This window comes from Rhodococcus sp. DMF-1 (assembly GCF_021441945.1).
GTDB classification, from domain to species: Bacteria; Actinomycetota; Actinomycetes; order Mycobacteriales; family Mycobacteriaceae; genus Rhodococcus; species Rhodococcus ruber.
The window spans coordinates 4,361,679-4,379,222 of record NZ_CP090442.1 but is presented as its reverse complement, the minus strand read 5'-3'; the positions used below and the strand labels follow the sequence as shown (position 1 = coordinate 4,379,222).

The window sequence follows — 17,544 nt, the reverse complement described above, 5'->3', positions numbered from 1 at the left end:
GATGCCCCCAGCTCTGCCCCATCCGCCGGGCGTGGAGGCGCTCCGCGCGGCCGAAATCACCCCTGACGAATACCTGATCCTCGACACCGACACGATCGTCTGGCGGGTGCACTCCACGAGCGGCGACCACGTCCTGCCGTGGAACACCCCGCGCACCTTCGGGCCGGTCCTGCGGTTCGACCCGCACCCGATGCCGCGCCGGGACCACGCCCGCCACGGGGTCTGGTACGGCGCCGCCGATGTGCCCGGTGCGTTGGCCGAGGCGTTCCAGACCACTCGAGTGATCGATACCCGCACCCGCGTCCCCTACCTGACCGCGGTGCGGTTCACCCGTCCCCTGCACCTGCTCGACGTCGCCGCCCACGGTCCCGGCCGACGGCCGACTCGCGTCGGAGCGAATTTCGCGCTCTCGACCGCAGCACACGGCATCGCCCAGCACTGGGCGCGCACCATTCGCGCCGCCCACCCGGATCTCGACGGGCTCGCCTACCGCGGCCGGTTCGCCGGTGGACTGTGCGTTGCGCTCTTCACGCCCGCCGCCCGGGCGTTCCCGGATCAGCCTGAGATGACCATCCCCCTCGACCACCCGGGATTCGCATCCCGGTTGGCCGGAGCTGCCGACCGAATCGGCTACGCGATCGAATAACCGGCCGGTCCACTCCAGTGCCTCGCTCGCCCCGCGCCTGCTCTGTCCCGCCCTGGACGGCTGTATCCCCGGGAGGCGCAGACGAGATGCCTCTGCTCTGGTGCCGGACTCTTCGTGTGGTAACTCGGACGCCGGCGCCTATCCGTCACGGCCGTCCAGCATCTCCCGGGCCTTGACGGCCAGCCACCACTCCACGCGGGTGTGGATCGAGTCGAGGTCGCGGCCGGTGAGTTCGGTGATGCGGGCGAGCCGGTTGCGCAGGGTGTGCCGGTGGATGCCGAGGGCAACGGCGGTGCTCTCGGCCTGACCGTTGTGCTCGAGGTACGCCGCAAGGGTCTCGACCAGTCGTCCACTCGCTCCGTGCTTCTCGTCGTAGTCATCGAGTGCTTCGAGACCCGAGTGGGCGATGGCGTGCAGCGCATCCGGATCCTGCATGCCCAGCAACACGGAGAAGGTGCCCAGCTCGGTGAACACCACCGGTTCCCGGCTGCCGTCCCGCGCCGCGTGGGCCGCCGAGAGCGCCTGATGCACACTGGTGTTCGCGTCTGTCACGGCGCCCGGACTACCCAGCCCGCACCGGACCGGGCGGCCGAGCTGCGCGCGGACGCGGTCCTGGACCCGGGTCGCGATCTCGCGGGCGCGGTCGGCCGGCAGGACCACCGCGACATCCGCGCCGACCGAGGCCGTGAGGTGGGGGATCCCCTCGACGGCGAGGGCGGCGCCGACCTGCCGTTCCGCCGGCAGCAGCGGACCGACGTCGGTCAGCACGGCGACCGCGACGGTGTCGGTCGGTTCGAACCCGAAGTACCTGAGCAGGCCGGCGTCCATGCGTTCGGGTGCGTCGAAGAGGGTCCGGGTGACGACGGCCCGCAACCGCTGCTCCGCGCTCTGCACCTTCGCGGGCTTGCCGAGTTCGATGGAGATCAGCGACACGGCGTGGGCGAGGAGCAGACGGTCGGCCGGCGGGAGCGGTTCCGCGGTGCCGACGGCGAGGTATCCGTAGAGGTCCTGGGCGGCCGCGATGCTCTGCACGGTGTAGTGCCCGCCGTCGTCGGCCAGCACCTTGCTCAGCTGCCGCCGCCGCGGGGATCGGGACGCCGACTCCGACACCGCGCGGGCGTGCCGGATCGCCCGGCTCGTGTCCGATCCGTACTCCGCGAGCACGCGATCGTCGGGGTCGACGACGGCGACGACGCCGGCGAGCGCCTGGCCGAGCGCGGTCACCACCGCGGGCACGCCCCCGCGCAGCGTGGCCCGGGCCAGCCGCTCCTGCTGGTCGACGACCCGCTGCACCGCCCGCACCTGATCGGCGGTCAGTTCGTCGATGACCGCCCGGGTGATGGCGATGAACGGCGTCGAGGCGGGCACGGCGAGCACCGGGAACCCGAGCGCGTCACCCGCGGCGCGCAGACCGTCGGGCACGCGGTCGAACCGGGTGCCGGTGTCGAACGCCAATGCCACGCAGCCGGCTCCGACCAGGCCCTGGAGGTACGCGAACTGCGCGTCCGCGTCGGCGCCGATCTCCAGGCCGGTGGTCATCACGAGCTCTCCGCCCGAGAGCCACGGGGTGGGGTCGGGAAGCTCGATCGGATGCGCCCACTCGATGACACGGTCGGCGCCGTCGCGACCGGCCACGAGAGTGAGCCCGAGATCCGGCAGCGTCGTGAGCCGACGCACGGTGACAGCCATGACGACGATCCTTCCGCACACCGGGCGACTATGAGGTGGGGCGTTCGGCGAGGACTTCGAGGGCCAGGTGGAGGTCGGTGACGTCCCGCGGGGAGCGCAGGGACCGGCCCAGCAGGTCCTCGACGCGTTTCACCCGGTGCCGCACGGTGTTCGGGTGCAGATTCAGCTCCCGTGCCGTGCGTCCCACGTCCAGGTCCCGGGCCAGGTGCAGCACGAGGAAATCGACCAGGTCGTCGTGGCCGTCGAGCAGGGGACCCAGCACCGCGGTGGCGCGCCCGAGGGCCTGCTCCGGGTCGCGGCCCGCCAGCAGCCAGTCGGCGAGGCTCACGTCCTCGAAGCGCTGGGCGGTCCTGCCGAGCCGCTCGGCGGACCGTCGTGCCCAGCGCGCCTCCCGCAGTTTGCCGGGCCCGCGCGCGGGATCGGTGAACGGCTCGCTCGAGCCGCACGTCAATCCCTGCGGGAGGTTGTGGGACCACGACTCGAAGGCCTCGGCCCGGGCCGGGACCACTCCGATCAGGCCGCCGTCGCCGCGGGCGAGCAGCAGGGTCAGCCCGATGTCGCGGGCCAGACCGGACACGTCCGACTCGACGGCGTCGAGCAGGGAGTTCGCCCGGAACACCCATCGGCGGTTGTCGTAGTCGGGGGCGGCGGACAGGACCAGCATCCGCATGTCGGGTTCGGGGCCGAATCGGAGCATCTCGAGCTGATCCAGGACGGTGTCGGTGTCGGATGGATCGCCCGACGCCAGTGCCCGCACCAGTGCGGCGTGCCGCGCACGGTTCTCGACGGTGGCGCGCTGGCGGGTGCGTTCGATCGTGTTGAGCAGCCGCAGCGACACCTCGACCGCGGGTGCGGTGAGCGGGTCGGCGAGTTCGTTGCTCTTGGACGCGAGGGCCAGCCAGTAGTGCTGGTCGCCCGGCGAGATCGAGTGCGCGCTCACCGACCAGCGGCCCACCCGGAACAGCAGCCGCCCGTCCCGGCCGCGCAACTGATTGCGGATCAGGTGCACGGGCGCGCCGCCGGCCGAGGCCACGACGTCGCCGACCTCGTTGTAGAGAACCACGCTGCTGCGGAGCAGTCCGGTGAGACGGGCCACGAGGTCGGCCTCGGGGGACTCGGCGGTCATCGCCTCGAGCAGGTGGTTCTGCATCTGCAGCGTACGTCGCAGCAGCATCGAGTCCTGCGCCTGCACTGCCGCATTGACGCGTCCGACCACCTCCATGAACGGCAGCTCCGGCGGGATCGCCACCACGGCGAACCGGTGGCGTTCGGCCTCGTCGAGCAGGGACCGGGGAATGTCGCCGGTGATCACTCCCACGCCGTACCCGAGTGCGGTGATGCCCGAACCGACGAGTTCGCGGATCAGCTCGCGGCAGGCCTGCTGCGGGTGCTCGAGGCTGGGAAAGCGCGAGCCGGTGGTGAGCATCATCGACCCCGGCCGCAGCCACCGGGTCGGGTTCTCGATCTCGATCGGGTGCGCTCCGGTGATTCCCACGTTCGGGTCGGCGTCGGTCACCAGCCGGAGCCCGAGATCGGGTTCGAGCAGCAGGTCGACGAGCCGGAAACGGTCCGGAAGCATGCCCGACATCTTTCCCCCTCCGATGTGAGAATCTCCAACGATTCGCCGAACTCGATTCACTTTCTCCAATTGATGAGGCGTCGACCAGGCCGAATACTGAGTCCACCCGATTCAGGAGTATGACGATGATCACATCTCGCAACCCCCACCTGCGCGTCGCCGTGGACGTCGGCGGCACTTTCACGGACGTGTGCATCTTCGACGAGAGCGCATCGACCACCCGCATCGCGAAGGTCCCCTCGACCCCCGACGACCCCATGCGCGCCGTGGTCGACGGTGTGCGCACCGCGGGCATCGACCTGACCGAGGTGACCCTGTTCTCCCACGGCACCACCGTCGCGACCAACGCGCTCATCACCCGCAACTTCCCGCCCGCCGCCCTGGTCACCACCCGCGGGTTCCGCGACGTGCTCGAGATCCGCGACGGCACCAAGGACGAGCTGTGGGACACGTACGTCGACGTCGGCACCCCCTACATCCGCCGCCGTGACCGGTACGAGGTCACCGAACGCATCGACTACGCCGGCGAGGTCGTCACCCCGCTCGACGAAACCGAGGTCCGCGAGATCGCCCGGATCCTGCGCCGCAAGGACATCAAGACCGTCGCGGTGTGCCTGATCAACAGCTACGTCAACAGCGCTCACGAGCAGCGTGTACGGGCCCTGCTCGAGGCCGAGCTGCCCGACGTCACCGTCTCGACGTCGAGCGAGATCCTCCCCGAGATCTTCGAGTACGACCGCGCCTCCACCACCGTCGCCAACGCCGTGCTCGCCCCGCTGGTCAGCGGATACGTCAACCGGCTCGAAGCGCAGTTGCGCACCGACGGGTACGACGGCGACCTGCTCCTGCTCCATTCCGGCGGCGGTTCCATGACCCCCGCGATGGTGGAGAAGTACCCCGTCCGGCTGGCCGCCTCGGGCATCGCCGCCGGCGCGATCGCCGTCGCGGACATCGCGACCCGCTGCGGATACCCCAACGCGATCGGCCTGGACATGGGCGGCACCAGCACCGACATCTCGCTCGTCTACGACGGTGAGGTCCGCACCACCAAGCAGTGGCAGGTCGAGTACGGCTTCCCCATCTCCTTCCCCAGCATCGAGGTGCTCACCATCGGGGCGGGCGGCGGCTCCCTGGCCTGGCTCGACGAGGCTGGCTCGCTGCGCAACGGGCCGCAGTCCGCCGGCGCCTCCCCCGGCCCGGCCTGCTACCTGCGCGGCGGCACCGAGCCGACCAACACCGACGCGAACGTGCTGCTCGGCCGCCTGGGCACCGCCCTCATCGGCGGCGGACTCACCCTGGACGTGGCGGCCGCGGAGAACGCGATCAAGCAGAGCGTGGCCGGACCGCTGGGTCTCGACGCCGACACGGCGGCGAGCAACATCATCCAGGTGGCCAACGCGAACATGGCGGATGCGGTGCGGCTGTTGTCGATTCGCCGGGGCTACGATCCACGTGACTTCGTCCTCGTCGTCTGCGGCGGCGCGGGCGCCCTGCACGGCGCGGCCCTCGCGAAGGAACTGTCCATTCCCACCGTCGTGGTGCCGCCCCATCCGGGCATCACCTCGGCGCAGGGCTGCCTGCTCGTCGACATCCGCCACGACCTGTCGGCGATGTTCCAGGGCCGCGTCGACGAGATCGACACGACCGCACTCGAACGCGAGTTCCTGCGCCTCGAGCAGGAGGGCACGCAGCGTCTGCGCCACGAGGGGGTCGCACCCGAACGGATGGTCCTCGACCGTCACATCAGCATGCGCTACGCGGGGCAGTGGCGCTCGCTCACCGTCACCGCCGGCAGCGGCCCCGGCTTCCTCGCGGAGGCCGTCGAACGATTCCACGAGGAGCACGAGCGGGACTACTCGTTCCGGCGCGACGACACGCCCGTGGAGATCTACCAGATCGGCCTGCGCGCGGTGGGCACCACGCCGAAGCCGAACTTCCCCCGCACCACCGAACCCACCACCGCGGAGCCGGTGCCCGTGGAACGGCGCAGCGTCTACTTCGACGAGGCACGCGGGCGGCTCGACACCCCCGTCTTCGACCGCGACACACTGGAGTTCGGTACGCGCATTCCCGGTCCGGCCGTGATCACCCAGCTCGACTCCACCACCGTCGTCCCCCCGGGGACCACCGCCACCATCGACGAGTGGGCGAACATCCGCATCGACATCCAGGAGTCCCGATGACCACCACGTCCCCCACCCTCGATCCGGTCACGTTCGAGGTCCTCAAGAACGCGTTCGCCACCTCGGTCGACCTGATGTCCGAGCAGATCCTGCGCACCTGCTACTCGTTCGTCATCTACTCGCGGGACTTCTCCTCCGCGCTGTGCGACGCCGAGGGCAACACCGTGATGCAGGGCAGCCAGGACATCGCCGTCCACGTCGGCACCCTCCACTTCCAGTGCAAGGCCGTGCTGGAGGAATTCGGCTCCGACATCAACCCCGGCGACATCTTCATGGTCAACGACCCCTACCGGGGCGGCACCCACCTCAACGACGTCAGCTTCGTCCGGCCCATCTTCGCGGACGGGGTCCTCATCGCCTTCGCGCAGAACAAGGGACACTGGGCCGACATCGGCGGCAGCGTCCCCGGATCGTTCGATGTGACCGCCACCGAGCACTTCGGTGAGGGCCTGCGGATCACCCCGGTGCGGGTGTGGCACGAGGGCCGCTTCCTCGCGGACGTCGCGAAACTGCTCGTCGCGAACACCCGGTCGCCGGAGATCAGCATGGGCGACCTGCACGCCCAGGCCGAGGCGACGGGCGTGTGTGAACGCGAGATTCACCGGCTGGTGGACAAGTACGGTCGCGGCACCGTCACCGACGCGATGCGCGAGGTCCAGGACTACGTCGAGCGCATCGTCCGCAGCCGGGTCGCCGACCTGCCGGACGGCACCTGGACCACCGAGGACTACCTCGACTCCGATCCGGCGCGTCCCGAAGGGCTCGTCCCGATCCGCGTCACCATGACGATCGAGGGCGACCAGCTCAGCTACGACCTGACCGGCAGTGCGCCCGCCGTCGCCAGCTTCCTCAACAGCGGCTACGGCACCGCGTTCTCCGGGATCGTGGCGGGTACCAAGTCGTTCTTCCCCGACGTGCCGCTGAACTCGGGTCTGTACAACGCGATTCACACCGACCTCGGGCCGGAGGGCACCGTCGTCAACGCGGGCTGGCCGCACGCGGTGACCGGGTTCTGCTCCGGTCCCTACGAGAAGATCATGAACGCGATCTTCGAACTGTGGTCGAAGGTCGTGCCCTCCCGGGCCATCGCCTGCTCGTTCAACCTCGAGTACCTGCTCGTCGGCGGGCGCGACGCCCGCACCGAGGAGCGGCCGTTCTTCATGTGGTACGACTGGATGGCCGGCGGCTGGGGAGGCCGCAGCTCGAAGGACGGATCGAGCGCCACGGCACCGGTGTTCGGCATCGGCCTGGCCGTGCAGCCGTGCGAGGGACAGGAACGCCTCACCCCCGTGCTCACCACCGAGCACGCCATCATCACCGATTCCGGTGGGCCCGGCGAATACCGCGGTGGGTGCGGCCTGTCCAAGGGCGGCGTCCTCACCGACAGCGACAACAGCGTGATGTCGTACTGCTGTGACCGTTCCCGCTCGGTCACGTGGGGCATCGAGGGTGGTCTGCCGTCCATCCCGCACGGCGTCTGGCTCAACCGCGGCACTCCCGAGGAGCGCTTCCTGGGGTCCGTGTTCTCGAATGTGCCGGTCCAGTCCGGGGATTCGTTCGAGCGGCCGTCGGCGGGCGGTGGGGGGTACGGGGATCCGCTGCAGCGGGACCCGGAGGCCGTGCTCGAGGACGTGATCGACGGCTACGTCTCCGTCGAGCGCGCTGCCCTGGACTACGGCGTCGTCGTCGTGCCGGTGGACCCCGAGATCGACCGCTACGAGCTCGACGACGACGCCACCGATCGGCTCCGCACGGAGATCCGTGCATCGCGCGAGGGCTGGCTCGGCGAGGACCCCGAAGCCGTCGCCGCCCGCTACCGCAGCGGGGAGCTGTCCATGCTCGACCTCGTGCGCCGTTACGGCGTGATCGTCGACTGGGGCACCGGCGCGCTGCTGCCCACCACCACCGCCCAGTTCCGCGACCTGCTGCGGACCCGCTCCGTCGCGCACTGGTCCTGACGCGTGAGGCGGGGCAGCGATCCCGCTGCCCCGCCTGAGGTTTCCCGCTCTCCCCTCCCCGAAGACTCTCCCCTCCCCGAAGACTCTCCCCTCCCCGAAGACTCCCCTTGCCGAACCTCCCGTGCCGCGGGCGGTCGAGCGCCCCTGCGCCGGTTCGGATTCCCTCCCCTCGAGAGGCGACCCCCATGTCCGATCACCTCACCGACTCCGCCCCCGAATCCCCCGTGGACCGCGATCGCGTGCCCGAATCCGGCCGGCTGTCCCGCTGGTCGCTGACGATGGCCTGGTGGGCCATGTTCAGCGCCATGTTCTGGCTCTACATCGCGGTCGCCTCGGCCGGCGCGGTCGGGGTACCGGCCACCCTCGCCGGGATGGCCGCCTCCATCGCCACCTTCGGCGTCGTCAATCTGCTGCTCTCCCGCTATGCGATCCACACCGGCCTGTCCGTCGAGCTGCTGTCCCGGCGCATGTTCGGCGCCGTCGGCTCGCTGCTCGCCCCGGCGCTGTTCGCGGCCACCGCGCTCTACTACGGGGTCTTCGAAGGCTCCATCGTCGCGGTGGCGCTGCAGGAGTACTTCGGCGGCGACATCCGGCTGTGGTACCTGCTGTGCACGGTGTACATGATCCCGGTGGTGATCGGGGGCGTGGCCGCATGGCTCGACAAGCTCAACGGGATCCTGCTGCCGTTCTACCTCGTCGGCATGGTCGCCGTCGTGGTGGCTGCGACCGTGCAGCAGGGTTACCCCACCGGGTGGCTCACCGCCACGGTGGCCTCGGGTCCGCTTCCGGGCTGGCTCACCGCCTACCTCGTCTACATGGGCGTCTGGGTGCTGATGATGTACACCTTCGACTACGCGCGGCTCGGTCGCCGCGCCGACGCCGGCTTCCACGGCACCGTCACCTTCGGCTGGGTGTTCTACGCGCTGACCTTCGGCGTCAACGGACTCGTCGGGCTCTACCTCCTCGGCGCCTGGGACATCGCCGGCACCGAGACCGGCGTGGTCGAGGCGGTCGTCGGCTCCCTCGGCTTCGCCGGGGTGCTGCTGATCATCGTGTCCCAGACCCGCATCAACTCGGCCAACTTCTACCTCGCCTCCACCAACCTGCAGGTGTTCGTCCACCGGGCCCTGCGCCTCGACGTGCCCCGGGCGGTGTGGGTGGTGGTCACCGCCGTGCTCGCCTACCTGCTCATGCTCACCGACGTGCTGGGATACCTGCTGCAGGCCCTCGCCTGGCAGGGCGTGCTCATCACCGCGTGGGTGGCGATCGCGGTGGTCTACGTGCTGCGCGATCGGGGGCGCATCATGCCCCGCACCGCGTCCGGCGGCGCGCTGGCGTGGCTGCTCTCCTCCGTCGCGGGCATCGTGCTCACCGTGCAGGAGGTCAGCGCGACGTGGGCGCAGCTCGCCCCGGTGGTGACGGTGCTGCTGGCCGCGGGCAGCTACGTGCTGCTCACCCCGACGGATCGTGCGCCCTCGGAACCCGAGGCGGCGCAGGGACCCGAAACGCCGCAGGGACCCGAAACGCCGCAGGGACCCGAAACGTCGCAGAAGCCCGAAACGTCGCAGGCACCCGAGGCGGCGCCGGACGAGGCGCAACCGGTCTGAATCCGACGGACAATCGCCCCGACGGCGGGTGTGACTCACGATTGTGTACATCACGGACATGTCGTGGGTCACATCGCGGTCGTAGGGTTCTCCCATCCGAGCGACAGCGCCGCCGGGACGCCGGAACCGGCACCCCACGGCGCCGCACACCAGGTCTCGAAGGGAGTGCCGTGCACACCGATTCACCGGCCGAAAGGTCCGACACCCTGGGTCACGCGCTGAAGAGGCGTCATCTCACCATGCTGTCCATGGGCGGGGTGATCGGCGCGGGATTCTTCGTGGGCATCAGCGCGATCATCGGCCAGGCCGGCCCCGGCGCGATCCTCACCTGCCTGATCTGCGGACTCATCGTCTTCCTGGTCATGCGCATGCTCGGGGAGATGGCCGTCGCCAAGCCCTGCACCGGCTCGTTCACCGAGTACGCCCGCGACGCCATGGGCAACTGGGCGGGCTTCGCCACCGGCTGGCTGTTCTGGTACTTCTGGGTGGTCGTCGTCGGAATCGAGGCCGTGGTCGGGGCCACCCTGCTCGGCCGCTGGCTCCCCGGTGTTCCGTTGTGGCTCATGGCGGCCGGCCTGCTGTTGATCATGACCGTGGTGAACCTGTTGTCGGTCGGCAACTTCGGTGAGGCCGAGTACTGGTTCGCCGGAATCAAGGTCGCGGTGATCATCGCGTTCCTCGTCCTGGCCGGCCTCTACGTGCTGGGCGCCTGGCCGGGGGCCGACCTGTCGTTCGGCAACCTGACCGCCCACGGCGGTTTCCTGCCGAACGGCTTCACCCCCGTCCTGGTCGGAGTGGTCGCCGTCATCTTCTCGATGACGGGAGCCGAGCTGGTCACGATCGCCGCGGCGGAGTCGAAGGAGCCGGCCGCGGCGATCCGCCGCGCCACCAGCACCGTCGTGTTCCGGATCCTCGCGTTCTTCGTCGGCGCGACGTTCCTGCTCGTCACCATGCTGCCGTGGGACAGCTACGTCGTCGGCGAATCCCCGTTCGTGTCCGCCCTCGAGGTCCTGGGTATCCCCGGCGCGGCCGAGATCCTCAACTTCGTGGTGCTGGTCGCCGTGCTCTCGTGCCTGAACTCGGGGCTCTACACCGCGTCGCGCATGCTGTTCGTGCTCGGTGCCCACCGCGACGCCCCCGCCTGGATGACGGCCGTCAACTCCCGCGGTGTCCCGCTGAAGGGCGTGCTGTCGTGCACGTTCGTCGGATACGTGTGCATCGTCGCCGCCTACGTCTGGCCCGACACGATCTTCCTGTACCTGGTCACGTCGTCCGGTGCGATCTGCCTGTTCGTGTACATCATGATCTGCCTGTCCGAACTGGTGCTGCGCCGCCGCTGGGAACGCACGTCGCCCGAGATCCTGCAGTTCCGGGTGTGGCTCTACCCCGTCCTGCCCGTCGTCGTCACGGCCGTCATCGTCGCGATCCTCGTCGGCATGTGGTTCACCGGCGCCCGCGCCGAACTGGTGCAGTCGCTGATCGCGCTCGCCGTCATCGTCGCCGCGTACCACCTCAAGACCCGGTACCTGCGCCGGCGTGGTGCCGCACGGACCGCTGCGCCCGAGGAGGCGGCACTGGCCCGGGCGATGCACGTCGCGGCGGCGCCGCAGCCCGCCGCCTCGGGCGATCCGGCACCCTGACGATCCGCTCCGCGCCGCCGGCTGCCTTCCGCAGCCGGCGGCGCGGTGTTTGTGCTCGGAGGACAACACCCGGCCGGAACTCGAGCCCGCGAGGCCGTAGCCGGGACGTGATCCCCGTCACTACCGTCGTGGTCAGCCGAAAACGAGAGGACCGACGGTAGTGACGATCGAATACCTGGTGTGGCACCGCGAATCGGACCGGCCCTGCGTGCGGGACGACAACCGGCAGCTCACTTACGCCGAATTCGCCCGCAGAGTCGACGGTTTCGCGGCGCAGCTCCAGCAGCACGGCATCGCAGCGGGTGACGTCGTCGCGGTGATGCTGCCCAACCGGGCCGAACTGCTCGTCGCCCTCATGGCGGCGTGGCGGCTGCGCGCGACGGCCACCCCCGTCAATCCGGCGTTCACCGCGAGCGAGGCCGGGTACCAGATCGACGACGCCGGAGCCGCACTCGTCGTGAACGCCGGTCCCGGCGCCCCGTCGGGCGGCCGACCGGTGATCCACGTGGACGACATGGCCGTCGCCGCTCCCGCCGGATGGGCGGCCGGCGCCGACCCGGAACCCGACGACACCGCCCTGCTGATCTACACCTCCGGCTCCACGGGCCGCCCGAAGGGCGTGCAGCTCACCCACGCGAACCTGCAGTTCATGGCGGACTCCTTCCGCACGCACCTGCGGCTGACCGAGACCGACCACTGCCTGCTGATCCTGCCGCTGTTCCACGTCAACGCGATCGCGGTCAGCTTCCTCGCGCCCCTGCTGGCCGGTGCTCAGCTCAGCATCACCGGCCGGTTCTCCCCGGACCGCTTCTTCGGCGACGTGGCCCGGCTGCGACCGACGTACTTCTCGGCCGTGCCCACCATCTACGCCCTGCTGGTCTCCCAGCCGCAGGACACCCCGGTGGACACCTCGTCGCTGCGCTTCGCGATCTGCGGCGCGGCCCCGATCTCGAAGGAACTCCTCGACCGCGTCGAGCAGCGCTTCGGGCTCGTCGTCGTCGAGGGCTACGGGCTCACCGAGGGCACCTGCGCGTCGGCGTGCAACCCGGTCGACGGCCCCCGCAAGCTCGGCACGGTCGGCCCCGCGCTGCCCGGTCAGCAGATCGCCGTCGCGGGACCCGACGGCCGGCACCTGCCGCCCGGTGCCACCGGCGAGGTGCTCATCAAGGGCCCCAACGTGATGCGCGGCTATCTCGGCCGGCCCGAGGAGACCGCCCGCACCGTCGTCGACGGCTGGTTGCACACCGGCGACGTCGGCCGGCTCGACGAGGACGGCTACCTCACCCTCGTCGACCGCATCAAGGACATGATCATCCGCGGCGGGGAGAACCTGTACCCCAAGGAGATCGAGAACGCACTCGCCACCCACCCCGCGGTCCTCGAGTCCGCCGTGATCGGCGCGCCGCACGAGGTGTACGGCGAGGTCCCCGTCGCGTACGTCGTGACCTGCCCCGGCCGGACCGTCACCGGGGCCGAACTGCTCACCCACGTCGCCGAGCGGCTGACGAGGGTCAAGGTGCCCGCCGAGGTACACGTCGTCGACTACCTGCCGCGCAACCCCGTCGGCAAGATCGACAAGCCCGGTCTGCGGCGCAGCCACGGGGCTCCCGTGCACGCCTGACCGCTCCCCGAGACACCACACGCTCCGACTCGCCGGCCCCGGGCCGGTGGGGCGGCCGCCCCTACCCGAAAGGCGAATTCCCATGGGTTTCAAGACCGGCCACTTCCCGGAAGTGGATCCCGCCACCTTCCGTCAGCTCCCGTTCCGGGATCGGCTGCGGGCCATGTCGACCCACTGGGTCGACCACGGATTCGGCACCCCGAAGATGGTGCACACCGTCTACATCCTCAAGCTGCTGGTCCTCTACGTCGGCGCCGGCACCGCCCTCGCGACGCTGACCTCGGGCCTGCCCTGGCTCGACGTGGCGTCGTGGTGGAACCAGCCGATCGTCTACCAGAAGCTGATCCTGTGGACGGTGCTGGTGGAGGCGCTCGGCGTCGGCGGCTCGTGGGGCCCGCTCGCCGGGCACTTCAAGCCGATGACCGGCGGATTCCATTCCTGGCTGAAGCCGGACACGATCCGGCTCCCACCGTGGCCGGGCAAGGTGCCGGGCACGGCCGGTGACCGCCGCACCGCCGGCGACGTCGCGCTCTACGCCGTCCTGCTCGTCAATCTTCTTGCCGCCATCGTCCTTCCGGGTGTCCACACCGCCTCGGTCGACGCGGTGATCGCCGACAACGCCGGACTGGTCCGGCCCGCGGTGGTGGCACCGATCGTCGTGCTGCTCGTCCTGATCGGCCTGCGCGACAAGGTGATCTTCATTGCGGCGCGCAGCGAGCAGTACCTGCCCGCGCTGGTGTTCTTCACCTTCCTGCCGTTCGTCGACATGATCGTCGCCCTCAAGCTGCTCATCGTCACCGTCTGGGTCGGCGCCGGCGTCTCGAAGTTCGGTCACCACTTCTCGATGGTGATCCCGCCGATGATCAGCAACACGCCGTGGATGCTGTCCAGGACGATCAAGCGCGCGCACTACCGCAGCTTCCCGAACGATCTGCGCCCGTCCGTGCTGGCCGGCGGTGTCGGGCACGTCCTGGGCACCCTCGTCGAGATCGCCACGCCGCTCGTGCTGCTGTTCTCCACGAACCGCACCCTCACGCTGCTCGCCGTGCTGCTGATGGTGGCGTTCCACTTCTTCATCGCGTCGACCTTCCCGCTCGCGGTGCCGCTGGAATGGAATCTGCTGTTCGCCTACGCCACGGTCTTCCTGTTCTGGGGCTTCCCCGCGTGGGACGGTTACGCCGTGACCGACATGTCGTCGCTGTGGCTGGCCGGGGGGATCACCGCCGGTTTGTGTTTCTTCCCGGTGCTGGGCAATCTGCGTCCCGACCTGGTGTCGTTCCTGCCGTCGATGCGGCAGTACGCCGGCAACTGGGCGTCCGCCACCTGGGCGTTCGCGCCGGGCGCGGAGGAGAAGCTGAATCGGCACATCGTCCGCGGTGCGCAGAACACCCGCACCCAGCTGCTCGCCACCTACCCCGAGGACGTCGCGGACGTGGTGATGCACCAGCTGCTCGGCTGGCGGTCCCTGCACAGCCAGGGCCGGGCACTGTTCTCCCTCATGATGCGGCACCTCGGGGACGACATCGACACCTACGACCTGCGCGAGGCCGAGTTCTCCTGCAACTCGATCGTCGCCTTCAACTTCGGGGACGGTCACCTGCACAACGAGCACCTCATCGCCGCCATCCAGCGCCGCTGCAACTTCGCCCCCGGCGAGTTCGTCGTCGCGTGGATCGAATCGCAGCCCATCCACCGGGGCACCCAGGAGTACAAGGTGATCGACGCGGCCCTCGGCGTGATCGAACGCGGCACCTACAGGGTGGCCGACGCCGTCGCCGAGCAGCCCTGGTTGCCCAACGGACCCATCCCGTTCGACGTGCAGTGGACAATGGACCGCACAGACGCCGAACAGCTGGAGGTGCAGGCGTGAGTACGGCGGTCGTGGTCGGCAGCGGGCCCAACGGGCTCGCCGCCGCCGTCCACCTCGCCCGTCGCGGCGTGGACGTCCAGGTCCTCGAGGCAGCCGAGGAGATCGGCGGCGGAACCCGCTCCGGCGAGCTCACCGTCCCCGGCCTGGTCCACGACCACTGCTCGGCCTTCCATCCGATGGGTGCCGGCTCCCCCTACCTGCAGACCCTCGGCCTCGAACAGTACGGCCTGCGGTGGCGGTGGCCGGAGATCGACTGCGCCCACCCCCTCGACGGGGGTGAGGCCGCCCTGCTGCACCGCTCCCTCGACGTCACCGCGGCCGGTCTCGGCGCGGACGGGCCGCGGTGGCGGCGGATGTTCGCCGACCTCGCATCCGGGTTCGACGCGCTCGCCGCGGACCTGATGCGGCCGGTGCTGAACGTCCCCCGCCACCCGCTGCGGCTGGCGGGGTTCGGGCCGCGGGCCCTGCTGCCCGCGACGGCCGCGGCCCGCTGGTTCCGCACGCCGAAGGGACGGGCCCTGTTCGGCGGCGTCGCCGCCCACGCCTACCACCGGCTGGACCGCCCGGCGACGTCCGCCGTGGGGCTGATGATCACCGCCGCGGGCCACCGCTACGGGTGGCCGGTGGCCGAGGGCGGCTCCGCGGCGATCGCGCGCGCACTGACCGCCCAGCTCGCCGAGCACGGTGGCAAGGTGCACACCGGCGTCCGGGTCCGTCGCGCGGCGGACCTGCCGCCGGCGGACGTCGTGCTCCTCGACGTCGCCCCCGGCGCCGCTCTCGACATCCTCGGTGACGGGGTGCCGTCGCGGATCGCCAAGTCCTACCGCAGGTTCCGTCACGCTCCCGGCGCCTTCAAGGTCGACTTCGCGATCGACGGCCCGATCCCCTGGACCGATCCGGACTGCGGGCGGGCCGGGACCGTCCACCTCGGCGGCGAGTTCGCCGAGATCGCCCGGGCCGAACGCGACGTCGCGACGGGCCGCATGCCGGCGAAGCCGTTCGTGCTGCTCGGCCAGCAGTACGTCGCCGACCCGACCCGCTCGGCGGGCGGCCTGAACCCGGTGTACGCCTACGCCCACGTCCCGGCCGGCTACGCCGGTGACGCGACGGACGCGATCGTCGCGCAGATCGAGCGGTTCGCCCCGGGGTTCCGGGACCGCGTCGTCGCGACCTCGACGACGGCACCGGCCGACCTCGCGCGGCAGAACCCCAACCAGATCGGCGGGGACATCGTCGGCGGTGCCAACGCCGACCTGCAGGTGGTCTTCCGGCCACGAATTGCACTGGACCCCTACAGCACCGGGGTTCCGGGTGTCTACCTGTGCTCGGCTTCCACCCCGCCCGGGGCGGGCGCGCACGGAATGTGCGGTTACAACGCCGCCGAGTCGGCGCTGCGGCACCTGCGGAGCACGGGCCGTGGCTGAGCCGGTGGTCTCGGGGCGGTCGACGGGTGCACCGTCGGCCGTCGACGACGTCCGGCGCGTCGTCGCCGAGGTCGCGCGCCGCTTCGACGCCCGCCAACGGGAGATCAGCCGTTCCATGACCGCGATGATGGCGCGCGAGATCGCCCACCTCGACGAGGATCCGCAACTCGTCGAACTCCTCGAGGCGAGCGTGCACGGCAACATCGCGACGATCATCCACGTGCTCACCAACGAGATCCCTGCCGACCACCTCCAACCCACGACGGCGGCAGTGGAATACGCGCTCCGTCTCGCGCAGCGCGACGTGCCGTCGCACTCCCTCGTCCGGGCGTACCACATGGGGCAGAACGACCTCATGCGGCTGTGCTTCGACGAGGTGCGGTCGATGAACCTGCCGCCGCAGGTGACCCTCGACGTCGTCGAGTACATCTCCGCGGTGGTCTACCGGTACATCGACTGGATCACCCTGTACGTGTTCGACGCGTACGAGAAGGAACGTCGCCGGTGGTCGGCCGTGCGCGGCAACGTGCACTCCGCCCTGATCCACGGCCTCGTCGACGGATCCGAGACCGACGCCGCGGCGTTCGAGGCGGAGACCCGGTACCGGCTCGACCGCTGTCACGTCGGGGTGATCGCCTGGACCACAGTCGAATCCGCGGACGGTGCCATCAATCCGCTGGACCGGCTGGTGCGTGCGGTGGCGGTGCATCTCGGGTCGGACGCCCCGCCGATCCTCACCGCCATCGACCGGCGCACGGTGTGGGCGTGGCTTCCGTTCGATCGGCGCCGGCCGGTGATCGACACGGCGGCGCTCGACGCCGTCGTGCGCTCCCATCCGGCCGGCCGTCTCGCGGTGGGCCTGCCCGGTTCCGGCCTGGCCGGCTTCCGGCGCTCGCACGAGCAGGCCGAGGCCGCGTATTCGATTGCGGTGGCGCAGACCACGTGCACCCGGCGGGTCGTCGGCTTCGGGGATCGGGGCGTCGCGGTGGTGTCGCTGCTCGCCCGCAACCTCGACGCCGCGCGGGCATGGGTGGGCGAGATCCTCGGTCCGCTCGCCGACGACACCGAACAGGCCGCGATGCTGCGGGTCACCCTCGGCACCTACTTCGCCACCGGTGAGAGCCACCTGCACACCGCCGAACGGCTGAACCTGCACCGCAACACCGTCAAGTACCGGATCAACAAGGCGCTCGGCGACCCGACCGGGGCACCCGCGGTGCACGACAAGCTGGACATCGCGCTGGCGCTGCAGGCGTGCGAGTTCCTCGGGGCGGCGGTGCTGCGCTGACGCGCACCGGCCCGGCGGTGCTGGATGACGTGCACCGGC

The 17,544-nt window shown here is 70.5% G+C and carries 11 protein-coding genes; 9 read left to right on the top strand and 2 right to left on the bottom strand.

The window, feature by feature from the left end:
- Nucleotide 1 precedes the first annotated feature (1 nt).
- Nucleotides 2–646: an RES family NAD+ phosphorylase gene (locus tag LZP97_RS20075; RefSeq protein ID WP_029540201.1), complete on the top strand. Its 645-nt coding sequence runs from the start codon at nt 2–4 to the stop codon at nt 644–646.
- Between the two features lie 138 nt (nt 647–784).
- On the opposite strand, the gene LZP97_RS20070 is transcribed toward LZP97_RS20075, so the two are convergent.
- Complete coding sequence (locus LZP97_RS20070) at nt 785–2,335, bottom strand: PucR family transcriptional regulator (RefSeq protein ID WP_010596309.1); 1,551 nt, start codon at nt 2,333–2,335, stop codon at nt 785–787.
- 28 nt (nt 2,336–2,363) lie between these two features.
- On the bottom strand, nt 2,364–3,923 hold the full coding sequence (locus tag LZP97_RS20065) for a PucR family transcriptional regulator (protein WP_010596308.1): 1,560 nt from the start codon (nt 3,921–3,923) through the stop codon (nt 2,364–2,366).
- Between the two features lie 110 nt (nt 3,924–4,033).
- On the opposite strand from LZP97_RS20065, the gene LZP97_RS20060 reads away from it, so the two are divergent.
- From LZP97_RS20060 to LZP97_RS20025, 8 genes are all read left to right on the top strand, one after another.
- Nucleotides 4,034–6,097, top strand: coding sequence for a hydantoinase/oxoprolinase family protein (locus LZP97_RS20060; protein WP_040273013.1), 2,064 nt, complete (start codon nt 4,034–4,036; stop codon nt 6,095–6,097).
- Entirely contained in the window at nt 6,094–8,055 is a 1,962-nt protein-coding gene (locus LZP97_RS20055) for a hydantoinase B/oxoprolinase family protein (RefSeq protein ID WP_040273011.1), read from the top strand. Before LZP97_RS20060 ends, LZP97_RS20055 begins: the two co-directional genes overlap by 4 nt.
- Nucleotides 8,056–8,240: 185 nt before the next feature.
- On the top strand, nt 8,241–9,662 hold the full coding sequence (locus LZP97_RS20050; RefSeq protein WP_040273009.1) for a permease: 1,422 nt from the start codon (nt 8,241–8,243) through the stop codon (nt 9,660–9,662).
- A 248-nt stretch (nt 9,663–9,910) separates the two neighbouring features.
- Nucleotides 9,911–11,302 carry an amino acid permease gene (locus LZP97_RS20045; RefSeq protein WP_234574901.1) on the top strand — a complete coding sequence of 464 codons (1,392 nt, stop codon included), beginning with the start codon at nt 9,911–9,913 and terminating at the stop codon, nt 11,300–11,302.
- 160 nt (nt 11,303–11,462) lie between these two features.
- The gene (locus LZP97_RS20040) at nt 11,463–12,923 is read left to right on the top strand and encodes a class I adenylate-forming enzyme family protein (RefSeq protein ID WP_040273005.1); all 1,461 of its coding nucleotides are present in this window, start codon (nt 11,463–11,465) and stop codon (nt 12,921–12,923) included.
- An 82-nt stretch (nt 12,924–13,005) separates the two neighbouring features.
- Nucleotides 13,006–14,793: a DUF3556 domain-containing protein gene (locus LZP97_RS20035; protein ID WP_010596301.1), complete on the top strand. Its 1,788-nt coding sequence runs from the start codon at nt 13,006–13,008 to the stop codon at nt 14,791–14,793.
- A complete protein-coding gene (locus LZP97_RS20030) occupies nt 14,790–16,217 on the top strand; it encodes a phytoene desaturase family protein (protein ID WP_234574899.1) in 1,428 nt (475 codons plus the stop codon). The genes LZP97_RS20035 and LZP97_RS20030 overlap by 4 nt, the downstream gene beginning before the upstream one ends.
- Complete coding sequence (locus tag LZP97_RS20025; RefSeq protein ID WP_048771234.1) at nt 16,210–17,505, top strand: PucR family transcriptional regulator; 1,296 nt, start codon at nt 16,210–16,212, stop codon at nt 17,503–17,505. The genes LZP97_RS20030 and LZP97_RS20025 overlap by 8 nt, the downstream gene beginning before the upstream one ends.
- Nucleotides 17,506–17,544: the final 39 nt, after the last annotated feature.